Annotated in this window: 19 protein-coding genes and 2 pseudogenes; 7 read left to right on the top strand and 14 right to left on the bottom strand. The window is 67.9% G+C overall.

Annotated features, from left to right (window positions below; genetic code table 11):
- Positions 1–531 precede the first annotated feature (531 nt).
- Positions 532–741 (bottom strand): hypothetical protein, encoded by a 210-nt coding sequence (locus ACZ4XJ_RS34560; protein ID WP_468498526.1) that lies wholly within the window; start codon positions 739–741, stop codon positions 532–534.
- 655 nt (positions 742–1,396) lie between these two features.
- On the opposite strand from ACZ4XJ_RS34560, the gene ACZ4XJ_RS34555 reads away from it, so the two are divergent.
- On the top strand, positions 1,397–2,119 hold the full coding sequence (locus tag ACZ4XJ_RS34555) for an HNH endonuclease family protein (protein ID WP_468498525.1): 723 nt from the start codon (positions 1,397–1,399) through the stop codon (positions 2,117–2,119).
- 332 nt (positions 2,120–2,451) lie between these two features.
- Here ACZ4XJ_RS34555 and ACZ4XJ_RS34550 read toward each other — a convergent pair whose 3' ends face one another.
- From ACZ4XJ_RS34550 to ACZ4XJ_RS34530, 5 genes are all read right to left on the bottom strand, one after another.
- Positions 2,452–2,850 carry a hypothetical protein gene (locus tag ACZ4XJ_RS34550; RefSeq protein WP_468498524.1) on the bottom strand — a complete coding sequence of 133 codons (399 nt, stop codon included), beginning with the start codon at positions 2,848–2,850 and terminating at the stop codon, positions 2,452–2,454.
- Between the two features lie 60 nt (positions 2,851–2,910).
- On the bottom strand, positions 2,911–3,510 hold the full coding sequence (locus tag ACZ4XJ_RS34545; protein ID WP_468498523.1) for a hypothetical protein: 600 nt from the start codon (positions 3,508–3,510) through the stop codon (positions 2,911–2,913).
- Positions 3,507–4,781, bottom strand: coding sequence for a DUF7224 domain-containing protein (locus tag ACZ4XJ_RS34540; RefSeq protein ID WP_468498522.1), 1,275 nt, complete (start codon positions 4,779–4,781; stop codon positions 3,507–3,509). Before ACZ4XJ_RS34540 ends, ACZ4XJ_RS34545 begins: the two co-directional genes overlap by 4 nt.
- Position 4,782: 1 nt before the next feature.
- Positions 4,783–5,475, bottom strand: coding sequence for an ATP-binding cassette domain-containing protein (locus ACZ4XJ_RS34535; RefSeq protein ID WP_468498521.1), 693 nt, complete (start codon positions 5,473–5,475; stop codon positions 4,783–4,785).
- A 171-nt stretch (positions 5,476–5,646) separates the two neighbouring features.
- Positions 5,647–6,051 (bottom strand): hypothetical protein, encoded by a 405-nt coding sequence (locus ACZ4XJ_RS34530; RefSeq protein ID WP_468498520.1) that lies wholly within the window; start codon positions 6,049–6,051, stop codon positions 5,647–5,649.
- Between the two features lie 1,660 nt (positions 6,052–7,711).
- Here ACZ4XJ_RS34530 and ACZ4XJ_RS34525 point away from each other — a divergent pair.
- Positions 7,712–8,353: a hypothetical protein gene (locus tag ACZ4XJ_RS34525; protein ID WP_468498519.1), complete on the top strand. Its 642-nt coding sequence runs from the start codon at positions 7,712–7,714 to the stop codon at positions 8,351–8,353.
- A gap of 1 nt (position 8,354) precedes the next feature.
- Entirely contained in the window at positions 8,355–10,073 is a 1,719-nt protein-coding gene (locus ACZ4XJ_RS34520) for an IclR family transcriptional regulator domain-containing protein (RefSeq protein WP_468498518.1), read from the top strand.
- Between the two features lie 329 nt (positions 10,074–10,402).
- On the opposite strand, the gene ACZ4XJ_RS34515 is transcribed toward ACZ4XJ_RS34520, so the two are convergent.
- The 5 genes and pseudogenes from ACZ4XJ_RS34515 to ACZ4XJ_RS34495 all read right to left on the bottom strand — a co-directional run.
- A complete protein-coding gene (locus ACZ4XJ_RS34515) occupies positions 10,403–10,876 on the bottom strand; it encodes a SpoIIE family protein phosphatase (RefSeq protein ID WP_468498517.1) in 474 nt (157 codons plus the stop codon).
- Between the two features lie 362 nt (positions 10,877–11,238).
- Positions 11,239–11,623 (bottom strand): annotated as a pseudogene (locus ACZ4XJ_RS34510) (restriction endonuclease).
- A gap of 74 nt (positions 11,624–11,697) precedes the next feature.
- The gene (locus ACZ4XJ_RS34505; RefSeq protein ID WP_468498516.1) at positions 11,698–12,192 is read right to left on the bottom strand and encodes a hypothetical protein; all 495 of its coding nucleotides are present in this window, start codon (positions 12,190–12,192) and stop codon (positions 11,698–11,700) included.
- Positions 12,193–12,222: 30 nt separating this feature from the next.
- Entirely contained in the window at positions 12,223–17,403 is a 5,181-nt protein-coding gene (locus ACZ4XJ_RS34500) for an RHS repeat-associated core domain-containing protein (RefSeq protein WP_468498515.1), read from the bottom strand.
- Positions 17,404–18,006: 603 nt separating this feature from the next.
- Positions 18,007–18,146, bottom strand: a pseudogene (locus ACZ4XJ_RS34495) (restriction endonuclease); the annotation flags it as partial.
- Positions 18,147–18,194: 48 nt separating this feature from the next.
- On the opposite strand from ACZ4XJ_RS34495, the gene ACZ4XJ_RS34490 reads away from it, so the two are divergent.
- Both ACZ4XJ_RS34490 and ACZ4XJ_RS34485 read left to right on the top strand, forming a co-directional pair.
- A complete protein-coding gene (locus tag ACZ4XJ_RS34490; protein ID WP_468498514.1) occupies positions 18,195–18,560 on the top strand; it encodes an SLATT domain-containing protein in 366 nt (121 codons plus the stop codon).
- Positions 18,561–18,780: 220 nt separating this feature from the next.
- On the top strand, positions 18,781–19,518 hold the full coding sequence (locus ACZ4XJ_RS34485; protein WP_468498513.1) for a hypothetical protein: 738 nt from the start codon (positions 18,781–18,783) through the stop codon (positions 19,516–19,518).
- 52 nt (positions 19,519–19,570) lie between these two features.
- Here the strand turns inward: ACZ4XJ_RS34485 and ACZ4XJ_RS34480 are convergent, their stop codons facing one another.
- The 3 genes from ACZ4XJ_RS34480 to ACZ4XJ_RS34470 all read right to left on the bottom strand — a co-directional run bounded on the left by ACZ4XJ_RS34480 (position 19,571) and on the right by ACZ4XJ_RS34470 (position 23,114).
- Positions 19,571–20,443 (bottom strand): DciA family protein, encoded by an 873-nt coding sequence (locus ACZ4XJ_RS34480; protein WP_468498512.1) that lies wholly within the window; start codon positions 20,441–20,443, stop codon positions 19,571–19,573.
- A gap of 9 nt (positions 20,444–20,452) precedes the next feature.
- On the bottom strand, positions 20,453–21,895 hold the full coding sequence (locus ACZ4XJ_RS34475; RefSeq protein WP_468498511.1) for a helix-turn-helix domain-containing protein: 1,443 nt from the start codon (positions 21,893–21,895) through the stop codon (positions 20,453–20,455).
- A 913-nt stretch (positions 21,896–22,808) separates the two neighbouring features.
- Positions 22,809–23,114 carry a helix-turn-helix transcriptional regulator gene (locus ACZ4XJ_RS34470; protein ID WP_362740835.1) on the bottom strand — a complete coding sequence of 102 codons (306 nt, stop codon included), beginning with the start codon at positions 23,112–23,114 and terminating at the stop codon, positions 22,809–22,811.
- 114 nt (positions 23,115–23,228) lie between these two features.
- On the opposite strand from ACZ4XJ_RS34470, the gene ACZ4XJ_RS34465 reads away from it, so the two are divergent.
- Both ACZ4XJ_RS34465 and ACZ4XJ_RS34460 read left to right on the top strand, forming a co-directional pair.
- Positions 23,229–23,876, top strand: coding sequence for an HAD family hydrolase (locus ACZ4XJ_RS34465; RefSeq protein ID WP_468498510.1), 648 nt, complete (start codon positions 23,229–23,231; stop codon positions 23,874–23,876).
- A 4-nt stretch (positions 23,877–23,880) separates the two neighbouring features.
- Positions 23,881–24,720 carry an NAD(P)-dependent oxidoreductase gene (locus ACZ4XJ_RS34460; RefSeq protein WP_468498509.1) on the top strand — a complete coding sequence of 280 codons (840 nt, stop codon included), beginning with the start codon at positions 23,881–23,883 and terminating at the stop codon, positions 24,718–24,720.
- The last annotated feature ends 2 nt before the right edge of the window (positions 24,721–24,722 follow it).

Below are 24,722 nucleotides of genomic sequence, written 5' to 3'. Positions count from 1 at the left end.
AAGAAGTTCGAGCGCGGCTGCTGCGGTGTAGCGCGACAGATGGATGAGGCGGGCCCAGCACGCTCGGCAGGGGCAGGCACCGTCGCGCCGGCCCTCGATCAAAGAAGCCAGACGGTGCCGCTGCACGTGGGCCTGCTCGATCAAGGAATGCGCGACGGGACAGTTGCCGCATCGAGGCGTTCTGCCGTTCCCCCGCGATGGCCGGATCCACCCCGCGAAGCGGCCCGACCTCCTTGGCGTGGTCGGATCCGCCGGGGCAACGGCGCCGACAGATTCGGATCGACTGGGACGCCGCGCTGCGCACCGGTACCTCCACGGGTATCAGGCCGAAGATCACCTGAAAGGGCGGCGTCGCAACGTGGGCCAACAGCCAGTTGATCAAGGCTCCCGCCAAGGCGACGGCGGCGACCCCGGCCACGAGGACCCCGAGCAGTCGGTCCTCCGCGCGCTGTTGTCGCTTGCTCGGCCTGCGCGTACGCCGCCGCACTGGCGGGCGCCTGGCCGTCGCCCGGCCTTTGCGGGCGCGCGGGCTCATCGGCTGGCCTGCGCGACGCCACTCGCGAGCTGGCCCAGGACGTTCAGGATTCCCTGGCCGACCGGGGTGGGAGCGAGCAGGACTCCAAGGGCCAAAACGATGACCACGGTCATCTTCTCGTCGAAACGGCTACGGGATTCAGTGCGCCGTCGCAGCCGAAAAAAGACGATGACTGCGAGCAGCACCGCCACGTTGATGGTCAGCAACCGCCAAACCTCCCCACCGGCCATCACCACGCAGGGTAGGCAAAACGCTACCCGCAGCCTTCTGTGTAGCCGGGTGTCAGGAACGTTGGAGGTGGGTTGGGCGGTAATGGCACGAATATGTTGGACCTGGCTGGATCCCGCGCTCAGTACCCCGCCCGGCCCGGCCAGCAGGCCGAGCCGAGCGAGTCGCAGGTACAAGTTCCCCGTGCGGGGAGGCCCGGTGTCCAGGGAGGCCTTGGCACGCGCACAGCAGAAGTGCGGCGGCAACGTTGATAACCCGAAGCACACCCGCCGCCCGCGCTGACACGCGTGATTCTGCCGCCCGGGCGGAGTGCGGTGTGCCAGCCGCGGGGCGGTTTCCGTCACCCGCTGTGGTTCAACCGGCTGCGCCTGGACGTCACCGCGGAAGACGTACCCGGCTTCGAGGGCCGGTCCGACGGCTGCCGCAGGATTGGCACGCTGGCAGCAGAACCGCATGGCAAAGCCCCCGACTCCCTGGGGCCAGCCCGAGATGGGGTTCAGCTGACAGTGTCCGGGCCCCCGCGTTCGTCTGCCCCATGTGTGATCGTTTCTGCGGTGATTGAGGGCGGCCGCGCGGGTGAGTTGGAGCCCCAGCGCCTGTCCATCGGGTCTCGGCGCCGCTACAACCCAGTGCGTGATCAAGAACCTGCTGCAGCGTGGTCTGCCCGCGCTCGCGCTCGCCGCCCTGCCCCTTCTCGCCACCGCACCCGCCGCGCACGCGGCCCACGCCCAGGCATCCGTCCCCGCTGCGTTCGGTATCGCCGGGACTCCCGGAGTCCGAGCGCCGTTGCCGTTGTCCGAGGCGATCGACCGGATCACGGTCGCCGATGAGCAGCGCGAGGGCTACAAGCGGGACCTGTACAAGCACTGGAACCGCGGGCTGAACGCCACCGACGGCTGTGACACCCGCCGCGAGGTCATCCTGTCCGAGGCCGTCGAGGCTCCGCAGGTCGCTGCGGGCTGCAAGATGTCGGGCGGATCGTGGCTGAGCCCCTACGACGACGTCGTCGTGACGGACGCCGCGGGTCTTGACGTAGACCATTTCGTACCCTTGGCCGAGGTTCACGACTCGGGTGGCTTCGGGTGGGACGCGGCCCGGCGCGAGGCGTACGCGAACGACCAGGCGTCCCCGCTGACGCTGATCGCGGTCACCGCGAAGTCGAACCGGTCCAAGGCCGACAAGGACCCGGCGCAGTGGCTTCCCCCGGCGGGCGGCTACCACTGCGAGTACGCGGCGCAGTGGACCGCCACCAAACTCCGGTGGACCCTCGCGGCCGACGACGCCGAACGCCAGGCCCTGCTCGGCATCGCCGAAGACTGCCCGAACACCACCGTCGTCTACGAGACAGCGCTCTGACTGGCTTCCTGGACCCATGCCCGACCGCTGGCCCCCACTTCGCCGAGGCTCGCAGTCGGGCGAGCCAGCGCAACCGCCACGTGAAAGGAGACCCGATTGGGCGACGAATGCACGGGCACATTCACCGCCGGGTCGCCCAGGCCCCACCACCCAGTGCCGAGTTGATCGCTGCGCTGCGCCCCATCCTGTTCAAGGCGGGCCGACCCGACCACCCTGAGGCAGCACCCGGACGACTACGAGCTGGCGATGGCCACTGCCTCGTCGCCCGGGGGCGGGCTCGCGGGATCGTTTGCTTCGCGAGCCCACCCCCGGGCGCTGCTCAGGCTGGGCGTCTAGTAGTCGACGCGCACGCCGCTCGCTGACACGGAGAAGCCGCCGGGCAGTTGCGTCTCGAAGTAGTAGCTGCCTGCGGCGAGGTCGCCCCAGTAGTTGGTGTTGCAGCTGTTCTGCTTGGAGCCCTTGCCCTCGTCCGGTCCGAAGACGTCCTTCCAGACCTCGAGGCGGAATCCGGTCGACATGTGGGGCGATCCACTGCAGCCCCACAGGGCGACGGCGGTGCTGGTGCCGTCCGTGTTCTTGTCGGCCCAGCGGCGGGACTCATCGCCGTCGGTGAAGTTCGAGAGGCTGGAGGTGAAGTAGCCCTCTGCGTGGGCGGGGGCGATACCGGCGGTCAGGGTCAGGACGGCCGCGGCGACGGCGCCGTGGATGACGCGCTTGCGTATGTGGTGCACGTTTCTCCTTCATGGGGTGCGACGGCCTCCTGTTGGGAGGCCGGGTCCGGGCGTGGCGCGCTACAGGCCCCGGATGGTCAGGGGCGGGCGGCGCCACATCAGTGCGAACGCCATGCCTGCCGGGAGCAGGGCGGTGACGAGGAGCAGGGCGGGGAGGGAGTCGGCGGGGTGGAGGATCCAGGCCCAGTGCTCGGGGTCGCCGTTGCTTGCCCAGCCGGTGGCGGCGCAGATGAGGGGGACGCAGGCGAGGGCCGAGGTGGAGAGGCGCTGCCCGAGGAGGGGGTGGAGGAGGAGGGCGAGGGCGGTGTAGCCGGCGAGGTTGCGTCCCAGGACGGTGGTGAGGCCGTCGGCGTCGGCGAGGCGGCTGATCACCGCGGTGCTCAGGCCGAGGAGGCCGATGGTCCCGGCGAGGGCGGTGTCCCAGGTGCGCAGGGGTCGGCTCGCGACCGTTTCGGTGGCGAGGTCGCCGCGGCCCATGCCGTAGAGGAGGACGATCGCCGGGGCCAGGGTGATCAGGTGCCCGATGAGGAAGTCGCCGGATGCTCCCGTCAATGCTGGGACGGGGAGTTGGGCGTCGCCGATCAGGAGTCCGAGGGCGATGGTGGCGAGGAGTGTCGCCGCAAGGGCAGGGACGGCGCGGGCCTTGCACCACCAGATCACTGGCCGTTCCCGGCGGTGAGGGCGATCGGGGGCTTGTCGGTGCAGTTGGCCATGGCGGCGGCGTTGCGCTTGTACCAGTCGAGCTGGACGTCCTTGGGCCGGCTGAGGACCTTCTCGGTGACGAAGGCGACGTCGCGCGGGTCGAAGCGCCCCTCGGTGGGGCGGGTTTCTCCACTGGCGGTGGCGTAGAGCCAGGCGGCGAGCGGGCCTTGCGCGACCCCTGCGGGGTAGGGATCGCCGTTGAGGGCGCAGGCGGGAGGTCGGGGAAGGAACCCGGAGGCGACGCCCGCGGCGAGATCGCCGGGGGTGGGTTTCGTGGGGATGCCGAGTTTGGTCTCTCCGGGTCCGGGTTCGGCGGCCATGGTGAGGGTCGGGGCGATGGTGAGGCCGGCCTGGGCGAGACGGTCCGTGGCAGCCCGGGTTCCGGTTGTGATCATGTCCGCTCGGGGTGTCAGCTCCGGCCACAGGCACACCTTGGGCGTGCCGTCGTCGCAGACCAGTTCGGTGGTTGGGCGGGCGACGACAGGGTCGTAGTCGATGTCCCGGGCGAGGTATCCGGCGATGCCGGCGCCCGAGACCGCAAGGACGGTCGCGGCCACGGCCGCCGGGAGGACGCCGCGGAAGTGAATCACGATCAGGGCGGCGCAGCTGACGGCGATCGCGAAGACGGCGCCGCTCCACAGTGCGCGGGGGTCGACGACCTGGTCGACGGCGCAGCAGTTGTCGAGGCTGCTTGCCACGATGTGCCGGATCCAGCGGGTGGACCAGGACGCCGGGTAGGCGTTGGCGATGAAGGCGACGATCAGGGCAAGGGGGGCCGCGAGCACACCGGGCAGGACGCGTCCCAGGACGCAGCCGGCGAGCGTGTTCGCGATGAGGATGGCCGTCGAGACGGCGAGGATGCCCAGGTGCGGGACCCCCAGGCCGAGATCCGCAGCCGCCGCGGCGGTGGCGAACGCGACGAGGAGGGCGATCACGCCCATCACGACGACGGGGGCGAGAGCGGGAAGGGTGATGGCGAGCGGGGAGCGGACGGGCCCCTGGTCGAAGACCCGGCCCCGGTGGAGCCGGGCGCCCTCCCAGGCTCCGGCCGCCGCGCACGCGGCGGCGATGAAGGGCTGGGCGAACGTCGCGGTGCCGGTCGCGGAGGGCCAGTAGAGCGGGGTGACCCAGCTGGTGAGGTCGTCGCCCAGGGCCGTCACGACAAACAGGGCGAGCAGGGGCAACAGCCAGGTGGCCGAGGAGGACCGGACGATGGTGCGCACCAGCATCTCAGGCCTCCTTGCCGACGAGGCGGGCGTAGGCGCTCTCCGCATGCTCACGGGGTGATTCCCCGTGGTCGGCGAGCTGGTGGAACTGCGCGGTGGTCCCTTGGAAGCGGACGGTGCCCTCGTCCAGGACGACGACCTGGCTGTAGAGGTCGAAGAGGTCTTCGGTCTGGTGTGTGGAGACCAGGATCTGAACGTCCCCGGTGAGTTCCTCGACGAGCCGGCGGAACACGGACCTTTGCTGCGGGTCGAGGCCGGCGGTCGGCTCATCCATCAGGATCAGCTCGCTGTGGTGGGTCAGGGCGCCCGCGATGCCCATACGGCGCAGCTGGCCGCCGGAGACCTGGTGACTCTTGCGGTCCGCCAGCTTGCCCAGCTGCGTGCGCTGCAGCGCACGCTCGGAGGCCTGCCAGGCGGCGGCACGGGACATTCCCTTGAGCCAGCCCGCGTAGGCGACCTGCTCGCGGACGGTCAGCCCGGGCATCGGCGTCACCTGCTGGGGAATCCAGGCGACCTGCCGGCGGAACGCCGCCCGCTCCCGGCGTTTGGCGGGATCGAGGTCCTTGAAGCACAGGTTCCCCTCGCGGGGGCGCAGCTGCGAGGAGGCCAGCGCGATGAGCGTCGACTTACCCGCGCCGTTGGGTCCCAGGAGAACCGTCGCGGGACTGTCCAGATGCAGGTCGAACCCGTCGAACACGTCGTTCCTCCGCGTGTACCGGAAGGCTACGCCGTCGAATACCAAAGCCATGAGGGTGCGCAATCCGCCGCCCCCGCCGTGCGGGGCGGCTGGTAGATGGTCCACTGCGAGCGTGCCGCCTCAAGAACCCTGCCCAGCAGACCTCTTGAGGCGGCGGTCACTCGATGTGTATCAGTACTGGGTGTAGACGCTGTTCACTGACAGAACGCGGCCGGATCCCAGCCCCCACAGCTCGAAGTAGTACTTCGCCGCGGCCTTGTCGCCCCAGTACGTGCTGTTGCAGTAGTTCGTCCGGACGCCCTGCTCCTCGTCCGGACCGAAGACGTCCTTCCACAACTGCAGCGTGGCGTTGTTGAAGCCGTTGGCACTGTCGGTGACGCAGCCACCGAAGCCGACGGAGGTGCTGACGCCATCGGAGTTCCGGTCGTCCCAACGGCGTGACTCGTCACCGCGGGTCCATCCACTGATGTTGGAGCTCCAGCTGCCCTCCGCGTGGGCGGGAGTGATGCCGGCCAGACCGAGGAGGGCGACGCCGACCACGGCACCTCGTACTGTTCTGCGGTTGCTCAGGCTCATGCCAATCCAATCCCGGACAAGGAAAACGACAGGACAGCGTGAGACGAGGGGCAGTGCGGCGCCTGCACGCCCCCGACCACGCCAAAAGCTTGATTCGAACGTTCGAACGCTGAGTAAAGTAGCCACCAACTCAGGTGGCAGCCAAGCGCTTTCAAGTCGATTGAGCGGGCGCGTACCGAAGTGCGTGGCGCTACGTCCCGGAGCAGCGACCCCACCGCAGAGGCCTCGGAAGCGGGCTCCCCTCTACGGCCGCCCTAGCGTCCCTTGCCCCAGCTCAACTCACCGCGCACTGCCCGATCCGCCGCAGATCCTGCGCGGCCATCCCCGGAAGAATGGCCGGGAAACGCTGCCCCACAACGCAGGCCAACACTCTGGGCAACGGGCCTGATCCTTACCCCTCGACGAAGGGCAGAGGACGACCGGGTTCTGCGCCTCGGTGAGTTCCCGCTTCACGGAGCCTCTCGGCGGTCGGCGGGGGAAGCGCGCGCCGGAGGTCCCGCAGGGGGCGGGAGCCAGCGGCCCATTCGGCGAGGAGGTGGCGGTCGACCAGGTGGAGACGCTGGGACTTCGCGAATGTGGCGGCGTTGGCGGTGATGCGGCCGTTGGTGAGCATGACCTGCCGCCCCGTGCCGTTGAGGACATGCAGGTCCGGGGTATCGGCGGGCTTCCTTCCTCAGCCGTCCTTCTCGTGTTTGCACTGGATGACCGAGGCGGCCAGTGGCGGGGCCGAACTCGGGGTCGAGGAAGCCCTGGATGCGATGCTCAGGCGCGGCGCCGAAGCGTGCCACCGGTGCGACGCCGCGGCCGTCCTCATTCCCCTGCTGCAGCTCGGCCAGGGGCTACATGTAGCCACCCCCGGGGGGATCGTCATTCGGGCACGGCCCCCGGCACATTGCGGCCCCCGGGCTCCAGCGGAATCCGGGGGCCGAGACGGTCCGGTCGTACTGCTCCAGAGCGCTCTGGGCACCGGCCCTGACCCACGCACCCATGTCGGCGCGGACTGGTATGGACCCTAGCTGCCTGCTTGCCAGGAGCTGAACCAGTTCGGCGGTCGATGCGGAATCCCTCTTCGCCCGGTACGTCCAGACAGGGGTAGCCATGACAGCAGCTCGACCGGGGTCGCGTTCACTGTTCACTACTCCCCACTGAAGCCGCTGCCGGGTTCGAGCATGGGTACATCCTGTGCGCAAGCTCGTCGCCGAGAGCGAGCCCCTAGCAGGGTGCTCGGGTTTCACACTGCTCCAACTGTCGGGCGATAGCGGACGGAAATCGAAGGAGATCCGTCGGGTCCGATCACTTTCGGGCGCCAGGAAAGTTGAAGCCCTCCACGCCGTAAGAGAGACGTGACGCGGATGCGTTGCTCTCCGAACGAACATGTGGAGCGTGAATTGACAGCCCTGGACGTGGTCGGGTTCATCTCGGCCGTGGCCGGCGTAACCCCCGTGGTGTTCGCCGTGTACCGGGCCTGGGTCAGGGCTCCTCGCGGGCGAGTGGAACGCGAGGAGGCTCTTGCCCCGGCCGGGCGTGGTCCCGGTACGGCGTGCGGCTGCGGCTGGTCCGTCATCGTGCGGCACGAGACGCCGGGTGGCGGCCGGATGACGGTCTGGACCACCTTGATGGCCAGCCCTGTCCCCGATGCCCGCGAGCCGGAGCGTGGCCCGTGGTAGACAGCCCGGACGAGGAGGAGCTGCCCTGGCAGGAGGCCGCGCGAACGCTCTTCGAGCTGCGCGCGGAGGAGTGGACCCGCCTTATCGCGGACAAATTGTGGAAGCGGCATCCGATGCTGCGCTCCCAAGTGCAGGACCTGGCGCACGAGGCCCTCGTGCGGACCTATGTCGTGTGGCAGCGGGATCCCGAGAAGCGGGACCGCAACCCGCTCCCGTACGCGAGGGAGACCGCAAACAACCTGGCGAATGACGCCTACGACAAGATGGCCGAGCCCGCCGACGAGGCGGGGCTCCAGGAGTGCGAGCGCGTATTCGTCGCGCGCCCCAGTCGGACCTCGGACCTGCATGGCGACTACGCGGGCCTTGTGCCGCACACCCCCGTGGACCCGCTTGAGGACCTGGTCATACCTGCGATCAGGCGGATGAAGCGGACACAACGCAAGGACGTTGCGGAGATGCGGAGCCAGGGCATGGAGGACCAGGCCATCGCGGAGCGCATGAACCGGGAGCCGGCTCGGATCCAGACCCTGATGACCAAGGCAGCAGCAGAGCTGAGGGAAGACGAGCAGATTCAGCTCCACATCCGCGATCGGCACAGGAAGACCCGGCGCCGGGAAGAGGACACAGGTGAGTGATGTGAGCGGCAACGACAGCGATCGGGGCGAAACCGGCGCGGCGGAGCCTTCCGCGTTCGCCGCCCTGCTGTCCGGGTTGAAGGGAGCCGACTTCTGGGACCGGCCCGGAGGCGATTGGGGATCAAGGCAGGTGTGGAGGGGGGAGGAGCTTGAACGACGTTTGCACGCCAACTCTTGCTACAGGCTGGGATCGAAGGCCTTGCGGATCGGTGAGCTGGACCGGGCCAGGAACTGGCTGAAGCGGGCTTGCGAGGACAGCCATCCCGGTGCGGCGTTCCGGCTGGCGGTGACCTTGTGGCGACAGTCCGGGCCGGACTCCGCCCCGCAGGCCGTCACCACCGTCGTGAGTGCCGCCCGCTGGGGACACGAGGACGCCCGGACGCTTCTGCGGGAAGCCGGGTGGGACCTCGCCGACATCGGCCTCGCCAACCACGAGGACACCCTCCCGGAGCAGGACGGTGAGTTCATCGCCGATGTACGGACTCTCTTGGCGACCTTCCGCAAGCGAGGCAGGTTCACCGGCCGTATCCCCCAGCCACGGCGTACAGGAGCCGTTCCGCATGTCCTGCCCGCAGACACGGCGCCGGTCGTAGTCCCATCCAGGGCAGCCCCATGGGACCAGAAGCCGAAGGTCGGCTCGGCCTGGTCGGCGGCTCCGCTGCGTCACGCGTCGTTGACGCACCTGGCGCAGCAGGTCCCACCCGCCAGCCGGCCGTTGCGGCGTTGGCAGTCCGCGCAGCGGGTTCTTGAGGTGTTGCAGATCATCGCCGGCGCGGGCCGGTCGGTCGGCGAGAAGCACCTCGCCTGGGCCACCAGCCTTCCCCAGCCGGTGATGCAACGCCTGCTGGTGTGGCTGAATCAGCAGCACCTGACCTTGCGCACGCCCGACGGCGGGTACGTACCGGGGCCAGCGCTGCGACTGATCGCGCTGTCCGAAGCGGGCCGCCCCGGGAAGGTCATCGACCAGGTCCTCGCGGGCCTGCGAGACGCCGTCGGCGCGGCCGTGTACATCAGCACGTACAGCCAGGGGGAAGTGTCCATCGTCCGATGGTCGGACGGGCCAAGCACCCCGGGCGTCAAACAGGGGGTCGCCTTCACGGCGGCAGCACACGCAACCGCGGTCGGTAAGAGCCTGCTCTCCCAGCTCGACTTCAACCAACGGATGGACCACCTCTCAAGGCACCGGCCCATCGCGCTCACTCCGCGCACCATCACCGATGGCGCTGCCCTCTTCCACAACTTGGACCACCACGGCCCACTCGCTGCCCAGTTCGACATCCTGGAGTACTCCGATGGAGAAGTGTGTGTAGCGATCCCACTGGTCATCGACGGCGAAATCGGCTGCGTGGCCCTGTCCCTGCCCGTCGCGCAACGCCACCGGCTCCTTCAAGCAGCGAAGATTCTCTCCAGTCGCTCAGCCGGACTTCTCCTATCCCTGCTACTCGCCGCCAGCCCACCTGACCTGGAGACCGGCAGGCAGGACGCGTCTGCGACCCGACAGCCGGGAGGGATCTTCGCGGGGCACCAACAGATGACGCAGGTGCAAGTGGCGAACCACACCGGCGGACAGGAGGCGGACGACGCCCAGGGAGAACAAGATGCACAAGTGATCCCCTTCCCTTCACGAACCGTGGAACCGCCACCCGTCGAGCCCCCGGACGTCCTGTGCTCCACCAACCTCGACCTCTCGCTCTGGAAGGTCGCAAGCAGCCACCGCTGACACCGCTGGTGGGGGCCGCGCCCCAACATGGCTCCCACCAGATCGCTGTTGTGCAGGTTCGGATTTCCGCTTCGCCACTTCAACACTGCGCCCCTCGGCAGACGGCTGGACCTGGCCGCCGCGGCTCGCCATGTCAGTGGGCGGCGAAGTCCTGGGAGGGGGGAAGAGAGGTTGCGGAGGCCGACGATGCGCAGGATGCGCAGCGTGGCGGGGTGAGCTGTTCAGGGCGTCTGCACCGGCTGCCGGAATCTCATGGTTCCCACCCCCTACGCGTGCTGCGGCGTGGCCAGGACCGTTAGGAGCGTGCGGGTGCCGGGGCTACCGGGCTTTCATGCGGTGTCGGGCGGGGCCGGCAGTGGGCGGATGACGATGGTGGTGGCGTCGTCGCGGTAGGGCTGCCCGTCCTCGATGCCGTCCTCGGCAGCGGCGACCAGAGCCTCGGCGAGTGCTTGGGCGTCGTTCTGGTGTGTGTGGACGAGGGTGTTGAGGGTGGTGGGATCCATCTGGTCGTGGACACCGTCGCTGGTGAGGATCACCAGGTGGCCCTTGGGGATCGGGGCTTCGTTGCAGGCGGCGATGGAGAGGTCGCTGAAGCTGACGGTGAGCTTGGAGGAGTACGCGGCGGCCTCGTCGGCGGGCATGCCCTGCTGGGCGTAGTGGGCGGCGACAGTGTGGTCGATGGTGTGCCGGGTCAGGATGCCGGTGTCGGGGTCGACCCGGGCCGTGATCCCGACCGCGTCCGAACCGCCGCGCGGCGCCCCGGGGTTCTGCAGGAGCTCGGCGGCTCCAATTAGCCCGGCCATGGGGTGGCGTAGTACGGCGTGCGCCGCGTCGGCGGACCCGGGGGGATCTCCTGGACGGGTGGGCCTGAGTCCCGGGCGGCTGGCTACACCGATGTCGGCCTTGCGCATACTGCTACCTCCTCGCTGGAGACCAAAGCCCCAGGCCCTGAGTGGGCTGGGGCATGGCTGAATCTGTCCGGACCCTTCGCGCGGCCTGGGTCGCCGACGCATCGCGTTTCGAAACGTCCTTGACCGCCGCCCCGGAACCTCGTGCGGTCGCGTCACGCCGCTCCCACCAGCGGGCGCTGCTTCCGCCCGCCCAGTTCGGCCCTGCGTGTCGTAGAAGCGACAGGACAGGACGGCTTCGTGACCTGGTTGGCTGCTCAGGACAGAGTGGTCGGCCTGCGGGGGCGGCGGGACGGACCGCAGGAGCTCCCACAAGGGACGTGAGCCGGACGCCTATTCCCCGAGAGTGTGGCGGTCGATCACGTGGAGGCGCTGCTGCTTCGCGAAGGCCACGGCCGGCGCGGTCACCCGGCCGTTGGTCACGATCACCACGATGTCGGCGCCGTGGACCTGACGGGCCGTGCCGTTGAGGACCTGGAGGTCCGGCGTGCCCACGGCGGACCCGGCGAGGCCGTTGCGCCTGTGTTGGCTGTAGAAGCGTTCACCGTACGTCCTTTCGAATTCGCTGTGGAGACCAGCAGCGGCTGTCCCGAGCCAGAGGTCGAGTTCTGGCTCGGGACTGCCCTGTGTGCGGACCCGGATGGTTCGTCGGCGTGGATGATCTACGCGTCGGGTCGCGGCACATGTTCAGCGGATTCCAGACACCTCGATTTCGATCAGACGCCGGACAGGTACGTGAACGATTCGCCGGTTCCGTGGGCTCGCAGTCCCATCGAATTCAACGATTTGTCCTTGCCGTCACGTTGCACAAATTTTCGGAGCTCGGCCACCGAATTCGGTGGCAGGAGTTCCGATACACTTGCCACGATTCGCTCCAGGGATGTACCAAGAAGTTCGGCACTGTGGTTCACGGCAGCAAGGACGATCAGGTTCTCCCGAGGATCAAGCAGGCGGGATTCTGAAATTCCTACAGCCAGGACTGCGCGTTCGAGAGCATCTTCCGCGGTGAAGCGAACGGCTTGGGCAGCCATCCTTTGCGCGTACACGCTAAGCACGCCGGCAGCTCGGGGAGTTACCGTCCCAACGAGTTCGAGCCGCTGCTGGCTGTTTTTTGACCGGTAGGCAGCAACGTAGCCACCTACTACCTGGTCGAGGTCGTGAGGTATACGCATCCTCAGGTACCCATTGAATTGCTTGTCGTCGAGCTTCACCGTAGCTTCACTTCCGTTTGTAGGCAGTTCTCACGCCGTGGGAGGCAAAAGATAATCACCTACCCACCTATACCCGGATTGAAGTAGTTGCTGAACCTCCCGGGCGAAAACGGTCGGCTCACCTCGAGGAACGTTCCAGTACGTTCCAGCGGTAGGTGATCCTACATACACCTTTCCCCGCTGATTGATGATGCTCTGGATCCATGCATCATTCTTGGCCAGTGACCAGGGATCCGCAGTCAGCTTGACGTGATTGGCCCAGGATCCCCCCACGGTGGTATCGGGGAGACGCCCGATGACAGGAGTTCCCTGACCGGGGTGCCAGGCCTCGCCCGGGCCGAGAACATCCGTCGAGACCCTGCTCGGCGCCCACGCATATCCTCCCGCGCTCCTCAGCGCAGGGTCGTCGGCATGTGCCGCTCCCGGTCCGAACCGCCGGGGTGTGACTTCCGGCAGGAAACGGGCTTTCGCCCAGTTGACGCCGGGCCCGAGGAGGCTGCTGCCTGCTCCGCCCGTTGCCCCGAGGAGGAGATCCCACGGATCGGTGGGCCGGCAGTTGGCTTCGTTGAGGGCGTAGGAGAATCCCGCTCCGACTCCAGCGTTGACCGCGGTGGAAGCCGCGAGGGCTCGTGGGCCGGAGAGGCCGAGGCCTCGTGCAGCGAGGTTGCCCGCGCCGGGCATGAGCAGGCCGGAAACACCGCCGATCACGGCTCCGCGGAGCGCTGCTTTGCCGAGACCGGACGCGCTGAAGCCTCCGTCACGGTGCTGCCAGCTGTAGATGCCGCCTTCGACAACAGCGCCGATCGTGGCACCGATGCCGGCGCTTACGCAGAGGGGGCAGGCTCCGGAAGGGTCGGATTGATTGACGGGGTCATTGTTGGCGTAGGCGTAGGTGGAGGAGTTCGCTGGCTGTGCGCTATCGGGCCGGGGGTCGGGGGTGGTGAAGCGGCCGCTCTTCGCGTCGTAACTGCGTGCGGGAAGTTGGGAGCGTCCAGTGAGGAAGGGGTCCTTGATCGTGCCGTTGTAGCCGAAGGAACTTCGTTGCTGAGTGCCGCCTCCTGCCGTGCCGGTGACGTTGCCCCAGGTGCTGTAGGTGTACTTGTAGGTGTCGACGCCGTTCAGGTCCCGGATCGAGGTGATCGAGTTCTGCCGGTCGTGAAGGTAGAAGAAGCTCGAGGCCGGTGTGTCGAGGGACTGGGGCTCGCCGAGTGGGCCGTAGTGGTAGTCGCCGAGTAGGGAACCAGTAGCGCTCAGGTCGGTTGCGGCCCTGGGGATACTGGTGTTCACGTCCCATTGGGTCGAGCGCTGCAGGGTCCCATTCTTCTTGGCAGCCGTGCGGTTGCCGTCGGCGTCATAGACGAAGGTGAAGGTGTCAGCGCCGACGGTCGAGGATTTAACCCGTCCCAGGACGTCGTAGATGTAAGTGCCGGTGACGTCTTTGGTCTGGTTTCCGTCGGCGTCGTAGGTGAGGTTGGTGACGGCTCCGCCGGTGGTTGTGCTGGTCATCTGATCGGCGGCGTCGTAGACGCCGGTGGTAGTGACGGCGCCTGATGTGGCTGTGAGGCGGTTTCCGACCTTGTCGTACCCATAGCGCTCACCCGTGGTGCCGGGCAGGCAGGAGACGTTGGGGGCGGCGTCACTGCAGGCGCGTGTGATGCGGCCGACGTTGTCGTACTCGAAGCGCTTGGGGTAGCCGGTGGTCGTCGCGTCCTTGTACGTGTCGGTAGTGATTCGACCTGAGCCGTCGCGGGCGAACTGTCGGACCCCGCTGCCCTCGCTCATGGAAGACATGCGGCCGGCCTGGTCGTATGTCCGGGTCTCCGTGGTTGCCGGAGTGGTGGGAACGACCGTGGTGAGTAGGTTGCCCGCCTTGTCCCAGCCGTAGGTCGTGGTGCGGCCGTTCTGCGTTTGGCCGGTCATCCGGCCGTCCGCGTCGTAGGCAAAGGAGGTGGCCCGACCATCGGGGTAGGTGCGGCCGGCAATGGAACCGTCGGCCCGGTAGGTGTACGAGAACGGGTTGGCGGAGCCGGGTGCGCTGATGGTGAGGGGCCGGCCCGCCTTGTCGTACGAAACGGTCCGAGTACCGCTGCCATCAGTGATGGTGACGGGGCGGCGGGCGTTGTCGTACGTGTAGGAGACCTTGGGCGTGCCGTCCGAGTAGCTGCTGGAGGTCAGGAGGTTCCGGCTGTCGTAGATGTTGGTGACGGTCTGTCCGCGAGCGTTGGTGATTTTGGTGCGATTGCCGTCCGGGTCGTAGGCGTACTGAGTGGCACGGTTCAAGGGGTCGGTGACCTTGGTACGCCTACCGGCTTTGTCGAACTCGAATGAAGTGACGCGTTGGTTCGCGTCTGTTCGGGTCGCGACGTTCCCGGCACCGTCGAAGGCCAGCTTGGTGACGCCGCCATCGGGAGCCGTTACCTGGATGGCTCGGCTCAGCGCGTCGTAGACGTAGCTGGTCTTCTTCCCCTGCGGGTCGGTTTGCTCGGTCAGATTGTTGAGCGCGTCGTATGCGCTGGAAGCCTTGTTGCCCAGGGGATCCGTCTGGCTGATGACGTTGTCCGCGGCGTCGTACCCGGTCCGCCAGGTGAACTGGGCGGGATCGGCGCCGGTCACGTTGCCGCGCGGTTCGACGCGGGAAACCAGCCGGCCGACTGCGTCGTACCCGTATGTTGACTTGAAGCCCAGCGGGGAGGTCTCCGACGTGCGGTTGCCGTCTGCGTCGTAGCCGAAGGCGAGGGTGTTGCCGTTGGCATCCTTGACGGCGACGAGCTGGTTGGTCTTGTCGAATTCAGCTGAGGTCTTTGTCCCGAGCGCGTCGGTTCGCTCCGTAAGGTTGCCTGACTCGTCATATTTGGTTCTGGTGATGTTTCCCAGAGGGTCGGTGACGGATGAAGGCCGCGACTGGGAGTCGTAGCTTGTCTTCCATACCTGGCCGGTGGGATCTCCCACGGTGGTCTGCCGTCCGGCGGTGTCGTAGCCGTAGGTCCAGGTGAATGTGGCGGGAGTCGCTCCGGAGGCGTTTCCCCGGGCTGTGGTCATGGCCGTGATCCGACCGGCCTTGTCGTATGCGTAGGTGGTCTTGCCACCCTGCTCATCGGTCTGCGAGGCGACCCGGCCCGCGGCGTCGTAGGTGAAGGACGTTGTGCGGGCTCCCGGGGATGTGGTTGACGAGAGCCGGTTCGCCGCGTCGTAGGTGTGGGTCGTCACCCGCCCGAGAGGGTCGGTGACCGTCTTGAGGTTGCCGGCCGCATCGTAGGTGTTGAGGACGATTCCGCCCTTGGGGTCCTTGACCGATGTCTGGCGGCCCGCAGTGTCGTAGCCGATGGTCGTCGTGAAGCTGGCGGGGTTCGCTCCGGCCTCGTTACCGCGTGGCTCGGTGACCGTTACCGGAAGGCCTGCAGCGTTGAAGGACAGCGTGGCTTTGGCGCCCAGGGAGGAGGTGGTGGCGTTCAGGTTGCCGTTGGTGTCGTAACCATAGGTCTGGGTACTGCCGAGCGGGGTCGTGACGGTCTTGAGCTGCCCTGCCGGGGTGTAGGCGAGCGTGCTGGTGTTGCCGAGCGCGTCCTTGACCGAGCTGAGGTGCTGACCGGAGTCGTACCCGTACGTCTCGGTGTTGCCGCGCCCGTCCCTGATCGTCGCCAGGTTCCCGCTGGCGTCGTACGTGTAGGAGCTCTGGGTTCGATCCGGAGCCGTGACCTTCGTCAGCCGGCCGGAGACGTTGTAGGAGGAGCTCCAGGCATTGCCGAGGGGGTCGGTGGAGCGGGTGAGGTTCGAGTCGCCGTCGTAGGTGTACTCGGTCCTGTTACCGAACGGATCGAGCTGAGCGAGCAGGTGGTTGTTGGAATAGAGGTCCGTCCAGATACCACCGTCAGGCGCTGTCCTGTCTGTCTCGCCGTCCGTGTACGCATACTTCGTGACCCCGCCGGTGGCGTCCGTCTGCGTGACGACTCTGCCCTGGGCGTCGTAGACGTTCCGTATGGGGAAGTGTCCGTTGCTGTCCTTGACCGAGTTCAGCCGGGAAGCAGAGTCATAGCCGTACTCGGTCGTTATACCGCCGCTGCTGACGGAGGTGAGACGGCCGGAGGTATAGCCGTAGTCGACGCTGCGTCCGTCACTTCCACTCGCTCGTGACACCAGGGCGCCCGAGTACTGAAGCGTCGTAACCACGCCGTTTGTTGCGGTGATGGAGGACACTTTGCCACCGCTGTAGGCGTAGCTCTCACCTCGCCCGGCACGATCTTTGTCCGAAGTCAGCAACCCGGACTCATCGAAGGAGAGCACGTGTTTTTGCAGCGTCGTCAGCGTGTATCCGCCGCCGGGCAAATGCTTGAGGGTGGAGCGGCTCGTGGTCGGAGCGGTGAATGTTTCGTCACCATGTCGCCTGTACTTGTGCATCGAGCCGCTGTCCGAGGTGAGCGTGACATCCCCCGTGCCCGGGTCCTTTGAGAGCCTGGTCTGCCAGGGCACACTCCAGCTCGGCCCGTGCGCTCCGATCACGGGATTGTTCGACGAGTAGTGACGCATCGCCCCCCAACCCCCCGCAGACGCTCCTCGCGTCAGATCACTGGGCGCCAGACTGAAAGCCCCGGTGGCGGTGTTCACCGTTCCGTTGCCGAGAGCCTGCGGCTGAGCGAAACCGGTGGTCCCGCAGTCCGTGATGCCGCACCCGTAGGTCTCTCCGTCCGAGATGCCCGAGCCGAACTGAGGGACCACAGGCTTCTCACCGGTGTTGTCGCCTGGGGGTACATCGATCACTGTTCCGATCGCGGCTGCACCGAAGAGACCGGATGACGATGGACACAGCTCGGGTGTGATCTTGACCTGGATGCTTACGTGTGGCGTGGCAGCGTTCCGCTCGTTCGCGTACAGGCCCGACGGTGCGGATACGACCTGGTTCAGGTCGAAGGTGGTGCTTTTGCCACAGCTGACCCGCCAGGTGACCTTTACCTGGTGGGGAACCTCGAGCCACTTGCCATCAGGGCCGAGCTTGGCGTCGGAATTCTCCATGCCGGTGGACAGGGTGACCGTCTCACCCATGAACACTGACCCATCGAAGTACACCTCATGCCCATAGCGGCCCTGGCTGATTGCCCGAACCGAGCCCTCAGGACCTGTGATCCTGACATCGTCGGGAGCCCCGAAAATGTCACCCGGCGCGGCCTGCCGTTCCGCGCCGCGACTTTGTGCAGCCTGCCGGCTGGCCTCGACCATCCGCTGACGCGCGTGAGTCTCGCTCGGCCCTGCGGAGGGGCCCCCCGGTGGCGCCACCATCCTCACCGGCCCGGCGTCACGGGCGGCGTACTCCTTCACCTGTTTCCGACGCGATGCAAGGTCCTGAGGCTTCTGCTCCGCCTGAATACCGGGTCTCTCGGCCGGAATCTTTTGGACCGGTGCAGCCTGAGCCGAAACCGGGCTGAGCAGACCAAATAAAATGGACACACAGCTCGCTAATGCGATTCTCGCGCTTCTGTTTCTGACCACCACGGCCCCCTTGATCTGTGCGAGCAGAAATGGAGCGAACTCCACTGCTGCAGCAATTCCGAACAAATGGTCGAGATCCGAGAAACGGTGCCCTATGGGAAAAAGCGACGGTAGGAGGCAGCCCGGGAATGTCTGATTCCCCATCGGCCAGCGCCCTATAAGGCCTACTTGACGGACACCCCTGCACGGCACCAGCCGTCACCCTGCGATGCCACGATGGGATTCCTTACGCCCCGCCGATTGCTGCGCACCGGGGGCCCCGGGCTGGGCCCACAACGTGCCGGTACCGGAGCTGCCCGGGCGCCTCGCCGAGAGCGCGGCTGTGCGGTGCGGTCAGGACAGGGAGGACGGTTTGCGGGGCGGGGGGGATCTGGCGCAGCAGCTCCCACAAGGGGCCGGGAGCCGGCGGCCCACTCGGCGAGGAGCTTGCGGTCCACCAGGTGCAGGCGCTGGTCTTTCGCGAAGTCCACCGCGTTAGCCGGAAGTGCCGGCGGATCCACAACAGCCTGTAGTCCCTCATCATGATCGGCTCTGCGTCCACGACGACGATCGCAGCCCTGGACACCGGCAAGGAACTGACCTGGCACAGCGTCACCCTAACCGCCATCACCTTCGCCATCACGGTGGCCGCAATGTTCACCGGCTACTACAAGTTCCGCGAGCGCAGCTACTTCCTCCAGCAGACCGCCGACGCCATCGAGCAGGAAGCCAACGCCGTCACCCTCGGCATCGGCCCGTACAGCGAGTACGGGTCCGACCGGGAGGACGAGGCGCTGCAGAAATTCACCCAGCGCGTCGAAGACCACCGCAACGAGCAGCGCCGCCGCCAGCAGCAGCTGGACCAGCCCGCCGACCAGGCCACGCCCTCCAGCCAGCCACTGGCATGAGTCCCCGCTGGGTCGGCTTGGAAGAGCTGCTGAGTAGATGGCCGGAACCTCTCCTGCGCGAAAAGGCCGGTGATGGGATGGTCGCTCCTCGTGACCAACTTGAGGGGGGCTCGTGGCTAGCACACCGCGGCGCAGCTATAGCAACGCAACAATCGCAGGACTGATGACACTCGCCCGAGGCGGGTGCTACTGGCCCGACTGTGGCGTGCCGACCATTCGAATGATCAACGGTGCACCCCGTCTGAACTTGGAGATCGCGCATGTCCGGGCGTTCGAGGAAGGAGGTAAGCGCTACGACTCGGACTGGTCAGTCGGCGAGCGCAACAGCTTCGCCAACCTCATCCTGCTCTGCCACCCGCATCACTCCGAGATCGATGGAACGAACAGCGACCAGTACCCGGTGGAGCTGTTGGAGCGCTGGAAATACGAGCGCGAAGCCGATGGACTCAGCGCTCTGGCAGGGCTGAGCAACCTGACCGAAGATCGACTTGGCGAGATGATCAGTGGCGCGCAAACGGCACTGGTCACCCGCCTCGAGCCGGCCCTGGACGAATTTGCGAAGACAGCTCCCGAGCTTGCGGCGTTGCTGAAGGTCACTGTCGAAGAGCTTGCCAACCCTCGCGTCCATGGGTTCGGTCTCTCCGCAGACGAGATCAACTCGCTGAGTCGCTCCTCTGACCAGCTCGCTCACCTTCAGGACACTGCCTTCCTTCTCGTTGATGCGTCGCAGAAGCTGGCACATCTACAGGACACAGCGAGCACGCTGGCCGACGCCGCCAGCGACCTCGTAGGGCTGTCTGACGACGCGTCGACGTTGCATCAGGCCGCAGCCAAGGCCGAGCGAGCAGCAAACCGGCTGATGGACAGCCTTGGGGGTCTCCCCGACAGCACTCGGCTCCTTCAAGTAGCTGCAGACAAAGCTGCACGAGCTGCGGAGCGTATGGGAAACGGCTACTGAGCTTCCAGCGCCGCCGATCACACAACCTCGCCTACGTCGTCACGGCGTCGGCTCATGCCACTTCACCGGCTGCCTGCGGAGCGTGTGACAGATCGGGGACGGTTCGCCCGGCACGCTCGGCACGGGCACGGCGCAGGGCGGCGGCCTCGGTCACCGCGGCCTGGCGGCGGCGCTGGAGACGGGCCTGCTCGATCGGGGCCGGCGCATCGTCTGGGACGACGTCGGCCTCGGGGAACGCGCGGCGGCTGAGTTCGCGCATCGCCCGGTTCTGCCGCTCGATCGCCTCGGTGACACCCGAGCTGACGTGTTGGGCGCGCGGGACGGCCTGGTGGGCGGTGAGTGCGCGGTGGAAGCCGGGCGGGGCCATGTCGCGGGCCTTCACCGGCGCCTCGGGCGCGGCCGGCATCGACGTCGCGGTGACCGCCTCGCGGGCCGGTGCGGCCGTGGCGCCTACGGCCAGGACCAGGATGGTGCGGACCGCCTGGGTGCCGATCGCGTCGTTCGCCGCGGCAACGATCCGGGAGGTGATCAGGCGCAGCTGCGTCGCGTAGGCGGGCGAGTCGGGGCGCAGGTCCAGTTGTCCCGTCTCCGCGTGGAAGGTGACCGCCTGGACGTGCGCGGCGAGCTTCGGGGAGAGGGCGGCCGCGATGGCCGGCCACTGGTCCAAGATGCTTCCGCCAGCGGCCGAGATATCCCAGGCCCGGTCGGCCATCAGGTCTTGGAGCACGGCGGCGAACCCGGTCGGCTCCCGGCCGTCACGCCGCACCGTCGTCCGGAGGGGGCGCTTCGTCTTGCGGATGCCGCCCTCGCCGCGGGTCTTGGCGGCTTCGCGCGCCTGGTGCAGCGCGACCCGGGCCAGGTCGACGCCGGACAGCTCCGGAGCCGGCTGCTCGCTGCTGCTGGTGGTATTCAGGGTCTCGGTCATCACGGCCTCCTACCGGCGTCCGACGGTCATCAGCGAGCTGCTGCTCGCCAGCTTGCGAGTGCGGCGCACCAGATCGGCGCCGAAGATGTGCACGGCGGCGGCCGGGCCGAGGGCGTCGTAGGTGGTCATGACGAGCGTGGTGTCGCCCGCCATGAACTCGCCCCAGCCCGTGACTCGCATGTCCGCCACGTCTTCCGGCCTCAGGTCCTCGACACCGCCCAGCTCGGGCAGCGACTCGCCCTGGCCGGACGGCTGCTCCTGCGGGGCGAACGCCTCAGCGACCATGCGGCGGACCGCCATGTTGCGCGGGGCCTGCCAGGCGCCCTCCCACTCCTGGTGGCGGGCCTTCTCCGCGCGCCGCGAGTCCCGGTACGCCTGGACAGCGCGCTCCCGACCCTCCTCGGTCGGCCACAGGGCCACCGCACCGGCCAGCCGCCCGGCGAGGAACCCAGAGGGCCGGTGGACGGTGCCTGGGGCGTCGCCGCAGTCCAGGAACGCGATCACCTGGTCGGCCGTCCAGCCCGCATCCGCAACGTCCTTGAGGATCCAGGCGATCCGGGGCACCGCGGCCCGTCCCATCCACGGCACCTGGCGGATCAGCTCCGAGGCCAGCTGGAAACGGCGCCCGACGCTGTTGAGCTTCCGGTGGCCGCGCTTGACCTTCTTCGGGGTGGGGGACTTGCGCTGCCCGCTTGCGAGTTCGCTCTCAGGGGGGAAGGAAGTAGTACCCGCAGAAGAAACACTGCGGGAACTACCCCCCATTGGGGTGCAACGGGCCTCATCCGAAACAGCCGCCCCAACACCCTGGTCAGCACCCTTCCGGGCACCCTGTGCCGGGGCCTTCGAGGACGACTTCGCCCGCCGCCGACGGACCTTGTGGGCCGCCTTCGCCGCCAGCTTCGTCATCAGCTCCCGGCTGGCCTCCGCGATCCCCGTCATCCGCCGCCCGGTGCCCTCACCGGCCGTACGGATGCCCAGCGCCACGTCGAACTCCACCGGCACCATCCGCGCGAACTCCGACGCCAGCGCGGCCGCACCGCGGACCCGGGTGCCCCGCACGACGTACGCGAGCAGCCCGGCCTCTCGCAGCATCCCCAGGTGGTACTCCACCGACCGCTCCGACAGCCCGGTGCGACGCACCAGGTACTCGATCCCCGGACGGCAGGGGAACAGCTCCGCCAGCTCCTGGGCCACGAGCACTGTCGTCGGCCCGAAGTTGCGCGGCCCGTGCGCCCGGTGACGGCGCGGCTCGTACAGCCCGGACCCAACGAGCCAGTGGACTGCCTGCATCCAGGAGTAGCCGTCCAGCGCGACCCGGCCCGTCGACGTCGACAGCCACTGCGACGCCTCCGGCACGTACAGCGTCGCGGGCAGCACGGAGATCGCGACGTCGTCGACCGACGGGCGCGGGGCAGGAATCAGCGCGGCGACCGGTGCCGCCGTGCCGCTCATCGGCTCACCGTCCCGGCCGGGCTGGTGAACATCGCCTGTGTCATCAGGCCGGTGTACACGCCAAAGCGGACACCCCCCTCAGCAGGCAAAACACGCTCTTTGAGATCCATCCGCCGACCCTGCAACACGCGGCCTGTGGACAGAGCCCGCTCAGCGCGGATCACCCCCCGCGCTCCCGCACGGCGGGCAGAAATCTTGGAACCCGTCCCGCCACACGGGAAGCCGCCCTCGCGGACACCGCCGTCGACGCAGTTGTTGATGAACTCGGAGAGCGGGTGGACGAGCCGGGCGGCCGACATCGCGGCCGGGGCCGACGAGACCGTTTCGAAAGTGCTGCTCTTGTGACTTCCTACCGGAAACCACTCTTCCGGTACGGAACGGGAAAAGAGGGGCGAACGGTACGCCGATCCCGTCACACGGGAAGGCCGCCGTGCCTGAACCGGGGTGAAACGGACAAGGTCAAGCTGACAGGGGACACCACTCTCAGGCACTATGAGAAACGACCTGCCTTCCATATAGCTGGACCGATCAAGCCCTCTGGGCTGGACCGACCTCCATCTGCGGATGCGTCAGGGGCCGCCCCCTTCGTGAGAAGAGGGCGGACACCGATCGGGTGGGGGAGATTTCTCCGTCCCTCCCGGTTCTCGTGAAGTGCGAAGCCCCTGTGGTGGGGGCTACGCGGTGAAGCGAGTCGGTACTGATCTGGCTGTGGTGGCCTTGGTTAGTGGCCGGTGGTGCAAGTGGCCCTGGTAAGGGGCCGATGGGAAATGTGCGGCTCGGTGAGCCGCGGCTCAGGACCAGCAGCAACTGGGACCTGAGCGGCCGACACGGTGGTAAGCCGGTCGGTAGACGGGCCGCGCGAGGCCAGCGGGTGGTAAATCCGCTTCTCGGCGCGCGCGGCCGATGACCTAGGTCATCCCGACCCCCCTTCGGAGGCCGGCGTCGGCATACCCTCATCCGCCTTCGCAGCCTCGGGGAAACGCTCCGCGAGCCGCTTGAGCAGGTGAATGTAGGCAGTGCGCTGTGGGCGCCGGGGGTGACTCTTTCCCAGCTCCCAACGAACTACGGCAAGGCGCTTCACACCGACCGCGTCCGCAACGTCCTGCTGCGTGAGGTTCGCGGCGAGGCGTAGCTGAGCGCGCACGTGCGGCGGCGGCAGGACGTCGTCCAGGCCGTCGAGCAGGGCATCAACCCGCTTCAGGCGGTCCGGGTCGGACATAGCGCAGGCTCCCATGATCGATGAATCTCTGAAACATACACCATTTGATCTCCGGTGAGGGTGCGCTGCTGCCGTGAACGGCGCTGCGCCCACCGCCCGGTAGGGTCCGAGACCGTGAACCGACTCGCGCTCTTCGACTTGGACGGCACGTTGGCCGACCGGCAGTCGGCGCTCAGCGACGCCGTGACCGCTCTGTGCCGTACCCATGCTCTTACCTGGGCTGCTGAACAGTGGCTGCGCAGGGAGCTGGTCGACCGCGCGAACGCCGAGGACTTCGCCCGACTGCGAGAGGTCTTCGGCCTGGATGCCCCGGCCGCGCAGCTGTGGCAGGAGTACGTCAGCCTCATGGCGTCCGCCGTCACCTGCCGGCCGGAAGTCCTCGAGGGCCTCGCCCGTCTGCGCCAGGCCGCGTGGACCATCGGCATCATCACCAACGGGGCCGGCGACATCCAACGCACCAAACTCACCGCGACCGGCCTCGCGGACCTGGTCGACGGTGTCGCGGTCTCGGGTGACCTGGAGATCCGCAAACCGGACCTGCGCCTCTTCGAACTCGCGGCTACACGTTGCGGAGTGAACCTCGCGGGCGGCGGCTGGATGATCGGCGACAACCCCGCTGGGGACATCGGCGGCGGCCACAAGGCCGGCCTGCGCACCATCTGGCTGCGCGGCCGCCCCTGGCCTGACGACCTGCCCGCCGCGCACCACGTCGTGGACGACGTCACCGACGCCATCACCATCCTGCTCAACGAGACGGAGTAGCACCGTGGACCAGCCGACCGTCGGCATCCTCCACCCCGGCAGCATGGGCGCCGCCGTCGCCGCCTGCGCCGCAACCAACGCGGCTGCGGTCCTCTGGTGCGAGACGGGGCGCAGCACCGCGTCGGCGGCGCGCGCCGCCCGGTTCGGCCTGACACCGGTGGCCGAGCTGGCCGAACTGCTGGACCGCAGCGACATCGTCATCAGCCTCTGCCCGCCAGCCGCGGCCGAGGACCTCGCCCGCGACGTCGCCGGGCACCGATTCGCCGGGGTGTACGTGGAGGCGAACGCCATCAACCCCGTGCGGACGCAGCGAATTGCCGCCCTGCTCGCATTGGACGCGACCGTCGTGGACGGCGGCGTCGTCGGCTCCCCGCCGGTCGGCCGCAAGACGCCGACCCTGTACCTGTCCGGGCCCGCCGCCGCGACCGCTCCCATCGAGGCGCTGTTCGCGGACACCGCCGTCCAGACCTCGGTGCTGGGCACGGAGGTGGGGAAGGCATCCGCGCTGAAGCTGTCGTACGCCAGTTTCCAGAAGACGTCGCGAGTGCTGGTAGCGCTCGCGATCGGCATGGCCCGCGAGCACGGCGTCGACCAAGAGCTCATCGAGGTCGCCTCGAAGCGCACCGACTCGTACCTGTCCGAGCCGCAGTACGTCGCCAAAACCGCGGCCCGCGCGTGGCGCTGGGGCCCGGAGCTGGAGGAAGCCGCCGACGCGCTCGCGGCCGCCGGCCTTCCGCCGGAGATGCTGCGCGCGGCCGCCTCCACGCTGGCACGGTGGAACGACGCCAAGGACAACTCCGAGCTGACGCTCACCGATGCCTTGGAGCGACTCGCCCAGCCGTAGCC

It is taken from the genome of Streptomyces sp. NPDC029836 (assembly GCF_055574495.1).
The sequence above is the reverse complement of the archived record's forward strand: the minus strand, read 5'-3'. Positions and strand labels throughout refer to the sequence as shown.

What these genes read in the sequence shown, in the direction of transcription:
- ACZ4XJ_RS34475 (WP_468498511.1), bottom strand. Translation starts at nt 21,895, where the DNA reads ATGAGCGGCACGGCGGCACCGGTCGCCGCGCTGATTCCTGCCCCGCGC.
- ACZ4XJ_RS34530 (WP_468498520.1), bottom strand. Translation starts at nt 6,051, where the DNA reads ATGAGCCTGAGCAACCGCAGAACAGTACGAGGTGCCGTGGTCGGCGTC.
- ACZ4XJ_RS34490 (WP_468498514.1), top strand. Translation starts at nt 18,195, where the DNA reads ATGATCGGCTCTGCGTCCACGACGACGATCGCAGCCCTGGACACCGGC.
- ACZ4XJ_RS34500 (WP_468498515.1), bottom strand. Translation starts at nt 17,403, where the DNA reads ATGGTCGAGGCCAGCCGGCAGGCTGCACAAAGTCGCGGCGCGGAACGG.
- ACZ4XJ_RS34470 (WP_362740835.1), bottom strand. Translation starts at nt 23,114, where the DNA reads ATGTCCGACCCGGACCGCCTGAAGCGGGTTGATGCCCTGCTCGACGGC.
- ACZ4XJ_RS34540 (WP_468498522.1), bottom strand. Translation starts at nt 4,781, where the DNA reads ATGCTGGTGCGCACCATCGTCCGGTCCTCCTCGGCCACCTGGCTGTTG.
- ACZ4XJ_RS34485 (WP_468498513.1), top strand. Translation starts at nt 18,781, where the DNA reads ATGATCAACGGTGCACCCCGTCTGAACTTGGAGATCGCGCATGTCCGG.
- ACZ4XJ_RS34515 (WP_468498517.1), bottom strand. Translation starts at nt 10,876, where the DNA reads ATGGCCGGGCTAATTGGAGCCGCCGAGCTCCTGCAGAACCCCGGGGCG.
- ACZ4XJ_RS34480 (WP_468498512.1), bottom strand. Translation starts at nt 20,443, where the DNA reads ATGACCGAGACCCTGAATACCACCAGCAGCAGCGAGCAGCCGGCTCCG.